This is a genomic window from Bacillus sp. 2175 (assembly GCF_057812155.1).
The window spans coordinates 3,929,064-3,944,367 of the sequence record NZ_CM173819.1; the positions used below are offsets into that span (position 1 = coordinate 3,929,064).

Sequence of the window (15,304 nt, forward strand, 5' to 3'; positions counted from 1 at the left end):
AACTCTCTTTTTCATACAATACAATATATTATACTACAGTTTCGTCAGTAAGATTTGCCAAAAAAATTATTCTTTTCTTATTTTATATCCATATACCATATATCAGCAATGTATTTTCGTAAATTCCTAATACATAATCGTTTATTGTAAGATTACTGGGAAAGATATTTATACATATAGTAGGATGTAGATGAAGAAATAAGATAATAAAAAGCTCGCATAAGCGAGCTTTTTATTAATATACAGATGTATTATTTTCTGACATGTTTTCTAAAATTTCTTTAACACGTCCTAAGAACTTACCACAAATTAAACCATCAAGTACTCGGTGATCAAGTGATAAACATAAGTTAACCATATCACGAGCACCGAACATACCGTTATCCATAATTACTGGGCGTTTTACAATTGATTCAACTTGTAAAATAGCCGCTTGCGGGTAATTAATAATACCCATAGATTGAACAGAACCGAATGATCCTGTGTTATTAATTGTAAATGTTCCACCTTGCATTTCGTCTGCTTTTAACGATTTCGTACGTACTTTTCCTGCAAGTTCTGTAATTTCACGAGCAATACCTTTAATTGTTTTCTCGTCCGCTTGCTTAATTACTGGTACAAATAGTTCTTCCTCTGTTGCAACAGCGATAGAAAGGTTAATATCTTTCTTCTGAACAATTTTATCGCCAGCCCACATTGAATTAATTTGAGGATACTCTTTTAACGCTTGTGCTACTGCTTTTACGAAGAAAGCAAAGAACGTTAAGTTAAAGCCTTCACGCTTCTTAAAGTCACCTTTAATTGAGTTACGGTATGACACAAGGTTTGTCACATCTACTTCAATCATCATCCAAGCATGTGGTGCTTCGTGTTTACTACGTAGCATGTTTGCTGCGATTGCTTTACGCACACCTGTTACTGGAATTTCAATATCTCCAGGCATTGTAGGTACAGAAACTGGTTTCGCAGCTTCTACTTTTTGCGCTACTGGTGCTGCTTTTGGTGCTTCTGGGCGAGCTTCTACTACTGCCGCTACAGCTTCCTCTTTCTTCGCCGCACCTGCTTGTGGGATATTTCCAGATTCCACAAGCTTTAAAATATCTTTACGAGTGATACGGCCGTTTGCTCCCGTACCTTCTACTAGATCTAAATCAACGTTATGCTCACCCGCAAGCTTTAACACAGCTGGTGAAAAACGTGGTTTTCCATCAGTTGGTTGCTTTACTTTCGGTGCTTTTTCAGACGTAGCTATTTCTGCCTTTGATTCTTCTTTTGTTTTTTCCTCAACAGCTGTTGCTGCTACTTCATCTGCGCCTTCTACTTGAATAACACAAACTACTTCACCTACAGCTAACGTATCACCTTCACCAGCGATTAACTCTTTCACAACACCCGTGAAAGAAGATGGTACTTCAGCATTTACTTTATCAGTCATTACTTCTGCAAGCGGATCATACTTATTTACGTGATCGCCAACATTAACGAGCCATTTACTAATTGTGCCCTCTGTAACGCTCTCCCCGAGCTGAGGCATTGTAATATTTTCTACAGCCATGTATAGTCCCCCCGATTAAAATTCCGCAAGTTCACGCATTGCTTTTTCAACTTTATCTGGATTTACCATAAAGAATTTTTCCATTGTTGGTGCATATGGCATTGCTGGAACGTCTGGACCTGCAAGACGTGCGATTGGCGCATCTAAATCAAATAGACAGTTTTCAGCGATAATTGCTGCCACTTCACTCATAATGCTTCCTTCTTTATTGTCTTCTGTTACAAGAAGAACTTTACCTGTTTTAGAAGCTGCTTCAATGATTGCTTCTTTATCTAATGGATATACAGTACGTAAATCAAGAATGTGTGCAGAGATGCCATCTTGTGCTAACTTTTCAGCCGCTTGAAGAGCAAAATGAACACATAATCCGTACGTGATAACTGTAATATCATCACCTTCACGTTTTACATCTGCTTTTCCGATTGGTAATACGTAGTCATCCTCCGGTACTTCACCTTTAATTAAACGATATGCACGTTTATGTTCAAAGAATAATACTGGATCTTCATCACGAATGGCTGCTTTTAATAAGCCTTTTGCATCATATGGTGTAGAAGGGATAACGATTTTTAAACCTGGTTGGTTTGCAAACATCGCTTCTACAGATTGTGAATGATACAATGCACCGTGAACACCCCCGCCAAATGGTGCACGGATTGTAACTGGACAAGTCCAATCATTATTAGAACGATAACGAATTTTTGCTGCCTCAGAAACAATTTGGTTTACTGCTGGCATGATGAAATCAGCAAACTGCATTTCAGCGATTGGACGCATACCATACATTGCTGCACCAATTGCTACCCCAGCAATTGCAGATTCTGCAAGCGGTGCATCAAGCGCACGATCTTCACCAAATTGATCATACAAACCGTGTGTCGCTTTAAACACGCCACCTTTTTTACCAACATCTTCTCCTAAAACGAATACTTTCTCATCGCGTTCCATTTCTTCGCGCATTGCTAATGTAATAGCATCAATATAAGACATTACAGCCATGAAACGTTCCCCCCTATTCTGCGTATACGTGCTTCAATGCATCTTCAGGTGCTGCATACGGAGCATTTTCTGCATATTCTGTTGCTTCATTTACGATATGCATAATTTCGTCTAACATTTGTTTTTCCGATTCCTCAGTTAACACACCAGCTTCTTTTAAATAAGCCGCGAATGTTATAATTGAATCTTTTTTCTTTGCTTCTTCTACTTCTTCTTTATCACGATAAACACGATCATCATCGTCACTAGAATGTGCTGTTAAACGATATGATACTGTTTCAATTAAAGTTGGGCCTTCACCACGACGACCGCGATCTGCTGCTTCTTTTACAGCTTTATATACTGCAAGCGGATCGTTTCCGTCTATTGTATATCCAGGCATACCGTAACCAATCGCACGATCTGATACGTTTTTACATGCTAATTGTTTTTCAACTGGAATAGAGATTGCATATTTGTTATTTTCACACATAAAAATAACAGGTAGTTTGTGTACACCAGCAAAGTTTGCCCCTTCATGGAAGTCACCTTGGTTTGAAGAACCTTCTCCAAATGTAACGAACGTTACTAAATCTTTCTTCTCCATTTTTCCAGCTAGTGCAATACCAACTGCATGTGGTACTTGCGTTGTTACTGGAGATGAACCTGTAACAATACGATTTTTCTTTTGACCGAAGTGACCAGGCATTTGACGACCACCAGAGTTTGGATCTCCAGCTTTCGCGAAAGCAGACAACATAAGCTCTTTAGCTGTCATACCAAATGCTAGTACAACACCCATATCACGGTAGTATGGTAATGCATAATCTTTCTCTCTATCAAGAGCGAACGCCGCTCCAACTTGTGCAGCCTCTTGTCCTTGACAAGAAATTACGAATGGAATTTTACCAGCGCGGTTTAATAACCACATACGTTCGTCAATTTTACGTGCAAGTAACATCGTACGGAACATTTCTAATACTTGCTCATCACTTAAGCCAAGCTCTTCATGGCGCTTTTCTTTTACTTCTGCCATTTTTCATAACCTCCTAAATCCACATTTTTATGCGTGTAACGCTCTTCCATCTACAGCAAGTGCTGCTTCACCAATCGCCTCAGATAATGATGGATGCGGATGAATTGTATGTGCTACTTCCCAAGGTGTTGCATCAAGTACTCTTGCAAGACCCGCTTCAGAAATCATATCTGTTACATGCGGTCCAATCATATGAACACCAAGAATGTCATTTGTCTCTTCATCAACTACAAGTTTTACGAAACCATCTGATTCTCCGTATACAAGTGCTTTTCCGATTGCGCGGAATGAGAACTTACCTACTTTTAACTTATAGCCTTTTTCTTTCGCTTCTTGTTCTGTTAAACCGACAGAAGCAACTTCTGGACTGCTATATACGCATTTTGATACCATAGAGTAATCAATTGGTGTAACTTCTTTCCCTGCAATATGTTCTACTGCAGCAATTCCTTCATGAGAAGCAACGTGAGCAAGTTGCAGGCCACCGATTACATCTCCAATTGCGTAAATATGCGATTCTTTCGTTTGATAAAACTCATTTGTTTGAATGTATCCTTTTTCCACAACGATATCTGTGTTCTCTAAGCCAATATTTTGCGTATTCGCTTGTCTTCCTACAGATACAAGCATTTTTTCTGCTTTAAATTCTTTATTTTCACCGTTGTGTTCAGCTTGGATTGTTACTCCATTATCTTTTACCAATGTTTCTGGTAATACTTTTGCACCAGTTACCACTTTAATACCTTTTTTCTTGAATAGACGTTGCATTTCTTTTGAAACATCTTGATCTTCTAGTGGTAATATCGTTTTTGCATACTCTAATACTGTAACTTCTACACCGAAGTCAGCAAGCATAGATGCCCACTCAATCCCGATTACACCGCCACCAACGATAATAATTGAACTAGGAAGCGTTTCCATTTTTAGGGCATGATCTGAAGACATTACGTACTCTCCGTCTAATTCTAAACCTGGTAATGAATTTGGACGAGAACCTGTTGCAATAAGTACATTTTTTGGAATTAACATTTCATTCTCTTCTCCACTTGCAAGTTCAACTGAAATTGTCCCTGGCATCGGAGAGAAAATAGATGGGCCAAGAATACGGCCAATACCTTCAAACACATCAATTTTACCTTGTTTCATTAAATGTTGAACGCCTTTATGAAGCTGCGTTACAATCTTCTCTTTACGCTCTTGTACTTTCGCAAAGTTTAGTTCTACATTGCTTGCAATAACTCCGAACTCTTCGCTTTTTTTAGCAGTTGCATATACTTCCGCACTACGTAAAAGAGCTTTACTAGGAATACATCCTTTGTGTAAACAAGTACCACCAAGATTTTCTTTTTCGACTAGTGCAGTTTTTAACCCTAGTTGTGATGCACGAATTGCAGCAACATATCCACCAGTACCGCCGCCAACGATGACTAAATCATATTCTTTTGCCATTATCTCAACCCCTAGCTACCGTTTCTTTTTCACGTACAACGTATTCTTTTGGAGCTTCTTCTTCACGTAATACACGAAGTGCTCCTTCTGCTAACGCTTCTAACTCATCTTCGCCTGGATGTACGATAACATCTGCAATCCAGTCCACTCGCTCTTTTATTTCATCGACAAGAATTTTACTGTATGCCAGTCCACCAGTTAATACGATTGCATCGATTTTCCCGTGAAGTACAGCGCTAGCTCCACCAATCTCTTTTGCAACTTGATATGCCATTGCTTTATAAATAAGAGTTGCTTCAGGATCACCTTTTTCAACCATTTTCTCTACTTTAATCGCATCATTTGTACCGATTAAACTTACAAGTCCACCTTGTCCGACAAGCTTTTTAATCATTTCATCTCGGTAATACTCACCAGAGAAACACATTTCTACTAGTTGCCCTACTGGTACTGTACCAGCACGCTCTGGACTAAATGGTCCTTCTCCGTTTAAACCGTTATTCACATCGATTACTCTTCCTTTTTTATGAGCACCAACTGTAATACCACCGCCCATATGCGTAACTAATAAATTTAAATCCTCATATTTGTGGTTTAACTGTTCAGCTACTTTACGAGCAACTGCTTTTTGATTTAATGCATGGAAGATACTTTTACGTTCCATACCAGCAATACCACTTATACGAGCAACTGGCTCCATCTCATCTACAACGACAGGATCCACAATAAATGCAGGAATGTTTAATCCAGAAGCAATTTCATATGCTAAAATGCCTCCAAGGTTTGAAGCGTGATGACCGCTAAACCCATTTTTTAAATCTTCTAACATCGCATCGTTTACTGTATACGTACCGCCTTCGATTGGACGAAGTAATCCACCACGTCCACAAACAGCGTTTAACTTTGAAATGTTAATACCATGAGAATGTAGAACTTCTAAAATCGTTTCTTTTCGAAACTCATATTGGTCGATAATTCGCTTGTATTTCCCAATCTGTTCTACGTCATGACGAATCGTTTCTTCTAAAACGGGTCTTTCATTATCAAAAACACCAATTTTTGTGGATGTACTACCTGGGTTAATAACAAGAATTCGATTTACAGACAATGTTGCTACCTCCACTAATAAATTCAAAAGGAAGTGGAAACCTCATACGAGATAACCACGCCTTTTGTAAAAGTTATATATGAATGATTAGCGACGGCTAATAATATCGTGACCGTTGCGTAAGTAAGTGCTACGAGAATTTTTCAAGCTTGCAATGCGCTCTTCAGCTAGACGATCTGCCGCTACATAAGTTGCTATGCCATCGCGTTTTGAAATTTCGATTACTTTTGCAATTGTGTCATAAATAGACTCAACACGTTTTAGTGCACGTTCTCTATTGTATCCATATAATTCGTCTGCTACGTTAATTACGCCACCTGCATTAATTACATAATCTGGTGCGTATACAATACCCATTTCATGAATGATGTCACCGTGACGATTTTCTTTTAATTGGTTATTTGCAGAACCTGCGATTACTTTTGCTTTAAGTTGTGGAATAGTTTCATCATTAACTGTTGCGCCTAATGCACATGGTGCGTAAATATCGCATTCAACACCATAAATTTCATTTGGTTCAACTGCTGATGCACCGAATTCTTCTACAGCACGTTGTACAGCTTCTTTATTAATATCTGTAACGATTAATTTTGCTCCTTCAGCGTGTAAATGTTTGCATAGGTGATATGCTACGTTACCAACGCCTTGAACAGCAATTACTTTTCCTTCTAAATTGTCAGTACCGAAAGCTTCTTTTGCAGCTGCTTTCATACCACGGTAAACACCGTATGCAGTTACTGGAGATGGGTTACCAGAAGAACCGAATGATGGTGAGATACCTGTTACAAAGTCAGTTTCTTCATGGATAATATCCATATCATCTACTGTTGTACCAACATCTTCAGCTGTAATGTAACGTCCGTTTAGTCCTTGGATATAACGTCCTAGTGCACGGAACATTGCTTCGCTCTTATCTTTACGAGGATCACCGATAATTACTGTTTTCGCACCACCTAAGTTTAAACCAGCTGCTGCGTTTTTATATGTCATCCCTTTTGCAAGACGCAATGCATCTTCAATCGCCGCTTCTTCAGAATCATATGTCCACATTCTTGTTCCACCAAGAGCCGGTCCAAGTGTTGTATCATGAATTGCAATAATTGCTTTTAAACCAGATTCTTTATCTTGACAAAATACTACTTGCTCATAATCATATTTTTCTAAGTATTCGAAGATTTCTAATGTCATTGTCGTTTCCCCCTAATGTTTTACCCTTTTTGGTTTATTTTGAAGCAGTCGCAACTGCCAATGCTAATGAATATACTTTTGTTTCTGCTGAATCAGCACGAGATGTTAAAACAATTGGTGCTTTTGCGCCAGCAATCATTGCTCCTACTTTTGCATCCGCAAAGTATACGAGTGATTTATATAGCACATTTCCAGCTTCAATCGTTGGGACGAGTAAAATATCTGCCTTACCTGCTACATCACTTACTATGCCTTTATGTTCTGCTGCAATTTGTGATACTGCATTATCTAAAGCAAGTGGTCCATCAACGATACAATCTTTAATTTGTCCGCGGCGATTCATTTGTGTTAACATCGCTGCATCAATTGTCGCCTGCATCGCTGGATTCACAACTTCTACTGCTGCGATTGGTGCCACTTTTGGCAAGTCGATTCCTATTGCCCGGGCAACTTCTACAGTATTTTGTATAATAGCAGCTTTTTGTGTTACGTCAGGTGCGATGTTCATCGCTGCATCTGTAACGAAAATAAGACGATCGTAATTTTGAACTTCAAATGCTGCTACATGTGAAAGTACGCTACCTTTACGTAGGCCCCACTCTTTGTTTAACACAGCCTTCAAAATATTCGCTGTTGGGATGTTCCCCTTCATAAGCACATCTGCTTCACCATTTCTCACAGCTTTAACAGAAAGTTCTGCAGCTTCAGCACTAGACATTGCTGCAATCACTTCAACATGTTCTGAAGTTTGTAAACCATGTTCTTGTAGCATCCCCATTATTTTTTCTTGATTTCCATATAGACGAAATTGAGCTAGCTGTAATTTAATTGCTTTCGCTACAGCTTCAATTACTTCATGATCTTCAGCTACTGCTACAGCCACAGTTTTTTTAGGCTTTCCTGCTGCTTGATCAATTAAGTATTCTAACTTCATATTTTGTAATCAACCCTTTCCGTCGTCCCTCGTCTATTTATAAAGCAAATACCGTGCCAACTTTTAAAAGTGGTCTTACCAATAATGAAAACGCATTCAAAATGCAGTAAAATCAATACTTTAGAAAATAACGAAAGATTCTGTCTTATTTTGTCGCTTTTTGTATACCATGCAATAAATTGCATGGTACGCAATTTATTGCATGCTATTTTTTGCATGGTCATACTTTTCTAGCTTGTAATATAAATTTCGAACGGAAATTCCTAACGCTTTTGCAGTTTGTGTTTTATTCCCATCAAATCTCTCCAAATATTCATAAATAATATTCCCTTCAAACTCTGTCACTAAATGTTCAAGTGGCTTTTCTTCTAATTCAGGTAATAAATGAGATTGCTTTGACTCCACCTGCTCTTCGTTATGTAATGGCGGTAAATGGTGTACATCAATATAGGTCTCGTTATAATTCATAAAGATAATAGCTCTCCCCAAAATATTTTCAAGTTCCCTCACATTTCCTGGCCATTCGTATGATTGTAAATATAAAACGGCTGAATCAGTGAGCCCTTCTACATTACGACCGTAATCTTGATTAATTTTTTGAATCAATCTGTCCGCAATTGTCGGTATATCTCCTTTACGTTGACGAAGAGATGGAATTTGAATTGGAATTTTATTTAATCGATAATATAAATCCTCCCTAAACTTCCCTTCTAGAATAGCCTTTTCTAAATTCACATGTGTCGCTGCAATTACTCGAACATTAATAGGTATCGCTTTCGTTCCACCAACTTTTACAATTTCTTTTTCCTGCAATACACGAAGGAGTTTCGCTTGTGTATTTGCAGACAACTCCCCTATTTCATCTAAAAAAATACTACCGTTATTCGCTTCCTCAAAGAACCCACGTTTCCCGCCTCTTTTCGCTCCAGAAAACGCCCCTTCCTCATAACCAAATAATTCACTTTCTAACAACGTCTCCGAAATGGCCGCACAGTTTACACGGACGAACTTATTGTATTTTCGATTACTTCCATTATGGATTGCATGTGCAAACAATTCTTTACCAGTCCCAGATTCCCCGCGTAACAGTACTGTTGCTGGTGTATTCGCTCCTAGCTTCGCCTGTTCGATAGCTGCCGTTGTTTCATCTGAATTTCCGACAATATCATCAAATGAATATTTTGCTTCTAATGTACGAATAATTTGCCTTGCTCTATTCAATTCATTTGTTAATTTTTGAATTTCCGACACGTCACGGATAACACCGACGCTTCCTTTCAATATTCCATCCACAATAACTGGTGCTACGTTTACAATTACATCTCGCTTTTTTTGCCCAATCTTCATATGTATTCCGCGCACCGCACGACGCGTTCGAAGTACTTTCATATGCATACTTTCGCCTTCTACAATATCAGTTGTAGCAGGCTTCCCAATAATATCTTCTTCTGTTAAACCCGTTAATTTCGTATATGCTGGGTTAATGACTAAACCTCTTCCTTTTTCATCCACAACCGAAATCGCTTCTTCAGATGAGTTAATAATTGCCTCTAATAGTGTTTGAATTTCTTTTAAGTCTGTAACTTCTTCCGCAAGATCTACAACTTCTGTTATATCTTTAAAAATTGCAAATGCCCCTTGTACCTCTCCTCCTTCTTTTAATATTGGAATACGCGTTGTAATAATTTTCTTTCCATTCTCTAATGTCAGTTCATAATTTACTTCTATTTGTTTCGTACGTATAATGCGAAGTAATTTACTAGTTGGAATGACTTCTAAAATATACTTTCCTATCGCCTCTTCTTTTTTATATCCGATAATACGCTCTGCACTTTTATTAAAAAGACGAACTTGTCCCTCTCGATCAATTACAATCATGCCGTCATGTGTAGAATTTAAAATTAATTCTCCTTGTTGCGTCTGTTCCTCTAACCGCCCAATTAGCCCTTCCTTCTCATGCGCTAATCCTGTAACAATTTTTGCGATATCACCTGGTATAAGAAGAGTGTCTTTTTTCTTTTTTTCTAATAAAACTTTATGTACATCATCTTCACCTGTCATATCAAATATTACATCGATATGCATAGAAAGAAATGGAGTTACACTTTCTCCAATTGCAATCCCGTATTCCTTAGCAATTTGTAGTCCTTTTGCCAACGGATTTATATCAATAATCCCTATAATTTGAAATATATTCGAACTTTGTAACAGATTCAGCAGCGCGCTCCCGCCTTCACCTGCACCAACAATTAATACTTTTTGTTTCATATATTACACTTCCTCTCGAAGTAACTCTGCAAATTTTTTCACACCCTTATCTTACTCGTTCAGCACCCTCTTGACAAACCCCCTTTCCGTATAACATCATTAAAATATACGAAATAATCTGAAAAGGAGCGTTATGTATGCAGCGTTACGTTGCTCTACTATTAGCACTTATCCCTATTTCATTAGCTGTGTTTGGTATAAAGTTAATGAGAGATACTGTATTCGGGATTCTATTTCCACCAATTTCCATACTGTGGTTACAATTTTTAATCGGCGCTCTCTGCTTCGCGCTCGGGTTTTATATCTTTGGTGGCTTCGTCTTGCACCGAGATCGCAAACGAAATAAAGTACAAGCTCGCTTTAGAAGATAGGAATGCCCCACTATTTATAAATAAAAAAATGAGACCGTTACACGCGGTCTCATTTTTTTATTGGCAATAACGTTCTTGCCGTTTCAGGGTAATCAGTAATAATCGCCGATATATTCATATCAAAATATTTACGCATAAGCGTTTCTTCATTAATTGTATAAGGGCGAACTTCTACACCACTTTCCATCGTTAGTTCGGCAATAGCATCTTGAAGATAACGATAATTCGGATGTACTGCTGTAGCCCCCATTTTTTTCGCGTATGCCCACGGACTATGCAAACCTTCGCGATATAAAATTGCTGTTTGAATATCAGGAGCCATCATATGGCACCGTTTCATACTGTAGTGATTAAACGAAGAAAATATAACACGATCCTCTAGACTAAATTTCCGTACAAGCGTTATAACTTCTTCCTCTAAACCTCTGTATGGAATTTTATTATTTTTAAGTTCAATATTAAGTAGCAAACTCGTTTGTTCAAGCCATTCTAATACCTCTTCTAAAAGTGGTATTTTACAAAAACCTACTTTATCACCAAATTTATAACTTGCATCTAACTTGCATAAGTCCTCATATACATAATTGCGAACCGCACCTTTTCCATTTGTTGTCCGGTCCACCGTTTCATCGTGAATGACGACAACTTTTCCATCTTTCGTTAATTGAACATCAAGTTCAATTCCATCCGCTCTAAAAGACTCAGCTGCTTCAAATGAAATCATTGTATTTTCTGGGTACGTTCCAGCCGCACCACGATGTGCAAATATAAGAGTCATCCTCACTCCCCCAATCTTATGCTATACTATACGAAAAAGGAGGTACTTCTATGAGACCATTACAAATCTCTCCAGATACTGCAGTCCGCTTATCAAAAGCACTAGGTGTTCCACTTGAACAACTCATGCATATGCCGCAGCACATTTTAATTCAAAAACTAGTTGAATTAGAAAAACAAAATAAAGACGAAGAATAATACAGTCCTGTTTTGCAGGACTTTTTATTATTTTCTATTATATCACGGATGCCTTTCCTACTAAAATCCTTTAACAGATGTACTACGATGTGATTTAGCCGTTCCTTCATCATTTAATAATGAATCACATCTTTTCTTTTTTGTTACACGTCATAAAGAAAGCAGACCATTTATTTATAAGTCCCCATTGCGTCCTAAAAACACGATCATAAAAAAACTAGAAGCCCTTTATATTGTTTTTTATTGAACGTGCGGAGCATCCCCTGATTCGTATAGTTCTTTCGCTTTTTCCTCCCCGAATGTAGTTAAAATATAATGTTGCTCTTCTAACGCATCCATTGCTCTAGTTGCTTTACAAACGCTATCTTCTTGAGCATCCGAGAAATAATTGTGATCTTCTACAATTTTACTAAAATCTTTTTTCGCCCATCTATCAGCAATTGCTAAAAGTTCATTTTTCTTCGCAAAGCTACTCTTATTTATAATTTCTTTTAATTTTTTAGCATTACTTTGAATCATTGGGATAGAGCCCGATTTTCGTTCTGCCACCACTTTTTGATGAGTCATGCGATGCATCGCTGTAATGACTTCGCTTTCAGTAGAATTTTCAGTAACATACACATCAACAAAGACCCCATCTACCTCTCTACCTACTATTGTTTGGTCTTCTTTTTTATCTATTTGAGCGCTCACTTCTTTATCTACGGGATTATCTGCAAGTTCTAACATTCCAAATGTAACTGCAATAGCAAGAACTCCCATAGCTGCTACTATTCCTAGCCAAGTTGAAATTTTATTTTCCATTCCCCTTCTCCCTATCTATATCTATTTTATTGCCTTATAAAAAACTCACTTACATGTAATATTACTAAAAATAGGTTTTATTTTCCATACTATCAAATAATCTCTTTTTCTCAACAAAATAAAAAGACCAACGAATTATAACATTCATTGGTCTTTAAATAAAAAGTTCATTGGTTTTAAATTTGATATCGAGTATCAATTTCAAGAATTATTAAGCTTTACTAAAACTTAAATCCCTTACTACTTTTACTCTCAACTAGCTTTATGTTCAAGTCTCAGCTTATCCGCAACCATTGCGATAAACTCAGAATTCGTAGGTTTTGCTTTTGACATGGATACTGTATAACCGAATAAGGACGAAATAGAATCAATATTCCCACGGCTCCAAGCTACTTCAATTGCGTGACGAATTGCGCGCTCCACACGGCTTGCTGTTGTATTATATTTCTTTGCGATATCTGGATACAATACTTTCGTAATCGATCCTAATAATTCGATATCATTGTATACCATGGAGATTGCTTCTCGTAAATACATATATCCTTTAATATGAGCGGGTACACCAATTTCATGAATGATACTCGTAATACTCGCATCTAAGTTTTTCGGTTTTCCATCTACTGTTGTGGCTGATCGGAATGATGGTAGTGGACGCTTAATCATAGTGTTTGCTTTACCACTCACTTGACGAATATGACTCGTTAAATTCTCCATATCAAATGGTTTTAATATGAAATATGAGGCACCTAAGTCAACTGCTTTTTTCGTCACATCTTCTTGGCCAAATGCTGTCAACATAATTACGCTAGGCTGTTTTAACCTTTCAATATGTCGCATTTTCTCCAATACAGCTAAACCATCTAAGTGTGGCATAATAATGTCTAAAACGAGTACATCAGGTTGCTTATCTGTTAATAAGTTTAAACACTCTTGACCATTATAAGCAGTACCGATTACTTCCATATCATCTTGAGCGGCTACATAGCTCTCTAACATTGATACTAGTTCTTTATTATCATCCACAAGACATACTTTAATTTTCTCCACAGCTTTTCCTCCCTTACCGAATCGATTCTCCGACATGTGTATCCTTCTAGGCTACATGAATTGTTCGACAATTGTGTGAAAATTCCCTTTTAAAGTTTCTTACTTTCCGATAAAATCACAAAAAAATATGTTTATCGCTCATTTATTCCCTTTCGCAACACATTCCATCATAGAAATACAACGAAACGTTCAACCCTTTCCTTTTATTTTACAACAAAAAACACCTCTTGCGGAGCTTTTACAAAATTTCAACGAATTTTTCAACAGAAAAAGCGAGCTAATAATATATATTAGCTCGCTTTTTTCTCTTGATCATAAATATTAATTCCAGCTTGATGTAACATCCATTCAATATGAACACCATATCCTGATGTTGGATCATTTACAAATACATGTGTAACAGCACCAATTACTTTTCCATTTTGTACAATTGGACTTCCGCTCATTCCTTGTACGATACCGCCCGTTTTCGCTAATAGACGTTTATCTGTTACTTTTATTACCATACCCTTTGTGGCTGGGAATTTTTGCTGCACTGTACTAACAACTTCAATATCAAACGCTTCTACTTTATCTTGATCAATAACTGTTAATATTTTTGCCGGTCCTTCTTTTACTTGATGAGATAATGCGATAGGCATTGCTTTATCCATTATACCGTTTTTCATATTCGTATTTAATTTTCCAAAAATACCATATGGACTATTAATTGTAATATTGCCAATCACTTCACGGTCTGGTGAGAATCTTGCTAATTTCTCCCCTGGATTCCCATGACTACCTCTTTCAATTGATGTAACTGTCGAGCGCATAATTTGTCCATCTTCGACTTGAATCGGCTTTTTCGTATCATTATCAGAAATAACATGACCAAGTGCCCCATATTTCATAGAATCTGGATGAACAAATGTCATCGTTCCAATTCCAGCTGCCGAATCACGGATATACAAGCCAATTCGATAAGACGATTCACCGTTGTCTTTTTGTGGAGTTAGCTTCGTACGAATATATTTTCCATCTCTTAACAATACAAGAGTAAGCGGTTCACCTGTTTCTCCACTATTATGAATAAACGGTGCTACATCACTCATTCTTTCAATTGTTTTACCATTAATTTCAGTAATCATATCTCCAATTTGTACACCTGCTGTTTCACCAGGAGATATTTTACCTTTTTCAGTTTGAATTAAATGATGGCCTACAACAAGTACACCTTTTGTATTTAATTTCACACCAATTGATTGTCCACCTGGAATCACTTTAAAATCTTTTAACACTTTCACATTTACTTTTTTCACTGGAAAACCAGCAAGCTGAAATACCATATCAGCTTCACCATTTTGATGAGAATTTACCATAAGTCCTTGTTTTTGTTCATTCGAACTCACTGTAAATACATGACGATTTGTGGATGAAGCTTTGAAAACTGGTAATGATGATATTTCTGATTGTTGCCCTTCAAAAACAACAAGTTGTTTCGGTGATGAAATAAACGTTCGAAGCGGTTTAAAACATCCAATAAAAACTAAAGAAACAAGGAGACAAAGACCTATTATTTTTCGAAATTTTTCTAATTTCAACTTGTTCACTC

The 15,304-nt window shown here is 37.3% G+C and carries 14 protein-coding genes; 2 read left to right on the forward strand and 12 right to left on the reverse strand.

Features of this window, described 5'->3' with window-relative positions; translation table 11 throughout:
• Window positions 1–235: 235 nt before the first annotated feature.
• From ACXKY9_RS20270 to ACXKY9_RS20305, 8 genes are all read right to left on the reverse strand, one after another.
• Window positions 236–1,555: a dihydrolipoamide acetyltransferase family protein gene (locus ACXKY9_RS20270; protein ID WP_000257679.1), complete on the reverse strand. Its 1,320-nt coding sequence runs from the start codon at window positions 1,553–1,555 to the stop codon at window positions 236–238.
• Window positions 1,556–1,570: 15 nt separating this feature from the next.
• Window positions 1,571–2,554 (reverse strand): 3-methyl-2-oxobutanoate dehydrogenase subunit beta, encoded by a 984-nt coding sequence (gene bfmBAB, locus ACXKY9_RS20275; RefSeq protein WP_000290071.1) that lies wholly within the window; start codon window positions 2,552–2,554, stop codon window positions 1,571–1,573.
• 13 nt (window positions 2,555–2,567) lie between these two features.
• Window positions 2,568–3,569, reverse strand: a complete 1,002-nt coding sequence (gene bfmBAA / locus ACXKY9_RS20280; RefSeq protein ID WP_000852551.1) for a 3-methyl-2-oxobutanoate dehydrogenase subunit alpha — start codon at window positions 3,567–3,569, stop codon at window positions 2,568–2,570.
• 27 nt (window positions 3,570–3,596) lie between these two features.
• On the reverse strand, window positions 3,597–5,018 hold the full coding sequence (gene lpdA, locus ACXKY9_RS20285; RefSeq protein WP_001051289.1) for a dihydrolipoyl dehydrogenase: 1,422 nt from the start codon (window positions 5,016–5,018) through the stop codon (window positions 3,597–3,599).
• Window positions 5,019–5,022: 4 nt separating this feature from the next.
• Window positions 5,023–6,126, reverse strand: coding sequence for a butyrate kinase (gene buk / locus ACXKY9_RS20290; protein ID WP_000115780.1), 1,104 nt, complete (start codon window positions 6,124–6,126; stop codon window positions 5,023–5,025).
• A gap of 87 nt (window positions 6,127–6,213) precedes the next feature.
• On the reverse strand, window positions 6,214–7,314 hold the full coding sequence (locus ACXKY9_RS20295) for a leucine dehydrogenase (protein WP_000171357.1): 1,101 nt from the start codon (window positions 7,312–7,314) through the stop codon (window positions 6,214–6,216).
• Window positions 7,315–7,348: 34 nt separating this feature from the next.
• Window positions 7,349–8,248, reverse strand: coding sequence for a phosphate butyryltransferase (gene yqiS / locus ACXKY9_RS20300; RefSeq protein WP_000764671.1), 900 nt, complete (start codon window positions 8,246–8,248; stop codon window positions 7,349–7,351).
• Window positions 8,249–8,443: 195 nt separating this feature from the next.
• Window positions 8,444–10,516 (reverse strand): sigma-54 interaction domain-containing protein, encoded by a 2,073-nt coding sequence (locus ACXKY9_RS20305; protein ID WP_000810974.1) that lies wholly within the window; start codon window positions 10,514–10,516, stop codon window positions 8,444–8,446.
• A gap of 137 nt (window positions 10,517–10,653) precedes the next feature.
• Between ACXKY9_RS20305 and ACXKY9_RS20310 the strand changes: the two genes are divergently transcribed.
• Complete coding sequence (locus ACXKY9_RS20310) at window positions 10,654–10,887, forward strand: DUF2627 domain-containing protein (protein WP_001190210.1); 234 nt, start codon at window positions 10,654–10,656, stop codon at window positions 10,885–10,887.
• A 49-nt stretch (window positions 10,888–10,936) separates the two neighbouring features.
• On the opposite strand, the gene ACXKY9_RS20315 is transcribed toward ACXKY9_RS20310, so the two are convergent.
• Window positions 10,937–11,665 carry a glycerophosphodiester phosphodiesterase gene (locus ACXKY9_RS20315; protein ID WP_000172580.1) on the reverse strand — a complete coding sequence of 243 codons (729 nt, stop codon included), beginning with the start codon at window positions 11,663–11,665 and terminating at the stop codon, window positions 10,937–10,939.
• Window positions 11,666–11,715: 50 nt separating this feature from the next.
• Between ACXKY9_RS20315 and ACXKY9_RS20320 the strand changes: the two genes are divergently transcribed.
• Window positions 11,716–11,862: a YycC family protein gene (locus ACXKY9_RS20320; RefSeq protein WP_001247671.1), complete on the forward strand. Its 147-nt coding sequence runs from the start codon at window positions 11,716–11,718 to the stop codon at window positions 11,860–11,862.
• A gap of 240 nt (window positions 11,863–12,102) precedes the next feature.
• Here the strand turns inward: ACXKY9_RS20320 and ACXKY9_RS20325 are convergent, their stop codons facing one another.
• The 3 genes from ACXKY9_RS20325 to spoIVB form a co-directional block, all read right to left on the reverse strand.
• Window positions 12,103–12,666 carry a PRK06770 family protein gene (locus ACXKY9_RS20325; RefSeq protein WP_000428227.1) on the reverse strand — a complete coding sequence of 188 codons (564 nt, stop codon included), beginning with the start codon at window positions 12,664–12,666 and terminating at the stop codon, window positions 12,103–12,105.
• Window positions 12,667–12,918: 252 nt separating this feature from the next.
• A complete protein-coding gene (gene spo0A / locus ACXKY9_RS20330; protein WP_021727703.1) occupies window positions 12,919–13,713 on the reverse strand; it encodes a sporulation transcription factor Spo0A in 795 nt (264 codons plus the stop codon).
• A gap of 290 nt (window positions 13,714–14,003) precedes the next feature.
• A complete protein-coding gene (spoIVB, locus tag ACXKY9_RS20335; protein ID WP_002101312.1) occupies window positions 14,004–15,302 on the reverse strand; it encodes a SpoIVB peptidase in 1,299 nt (432 codons plus the stop codon).
• Window positions 15,303–15,304 lie beyond the last annotated feature (2 nt).

Bases quoted from the DNA above. Each gene is read 5' to 3' on its own strand.
- ACXKY9_RS20270 (WP_000257679.1), bottom strand. From the start codon at position 1,555: ATGGCTGTAGAAAATATTACAATGCCTCAGCTCGGGGAGAGCGTTACA.
- bfmBAB (WP_000290071.1), bottom strand. From the start codon at position 2,554: ATGGCTGTAATGTCTTATATTGATGCTATTACATTAGCAATGCGCGAA.
- bfmBAA (WP_000852551.1), bottom strand. From the start codon at position 3,569: ATGGCAGAAGTAAAAGAAAAGCGCCATGAAGAGCTTGGCTTAAGTGAT.
- lpdA (WP_001051289.1), bottom strand. From the start codon at position 5,018: ATGGCAAAAGAATATGATTTAGTCATCGTTGGCGGCGGTACTGGTGGA.
- ACXKY9_RS20295 (WP_000171357.1), bottom strand. From the start codon at position 7,314: ATGACATTAGAAATCTTCGAATACTTAGAAAAATATGATTATGAGCAA.
- yqiS (WP_000764671.1), bottom strand. From the start codon at position 8,248: ATGAAGTTAGAATACTTAATTGATCAAGCAGCAGGAAAGCCTAAAAAA.
- ACXKY9_RS20305 (WP_000810974.1), bottom strand. From the start codon at position 10,516: ATGAAACAAAAAGTATTAATTGTTGGTGCAGGTGAAGGCGGGAGCGCG.
- ACXKY9_RS20310 (WP_001190210.1), top strand. From the start codon at position 10,654: ATGCAGCGTTACGTTGCTCTACTATTAGCACTTATCCCTATTTCATTA.
- ACXKY9_RS20315 (WP_000172580.1), bottom strand. From the start codon at position 11,665: ATGACTCTTATATTTGCACATCGTGGTGCGGCTGGAACGTACCCAGAA.
- ACXKY9_RS20320 (WP_001247671.1), top strand. From the start codon at position 11,716: ATGAGACCATTACAAATCTCTCCAGATACTGCAGTCCGCTTATCAAAA.
- ACXKY9_RS20325 (WP_000428227.1), bottom strand. From the start codon at position 12,666: ATGGAAAATAAAATTTCAACTTGGCTAGGAATAGTAGCAGCTATGGGA.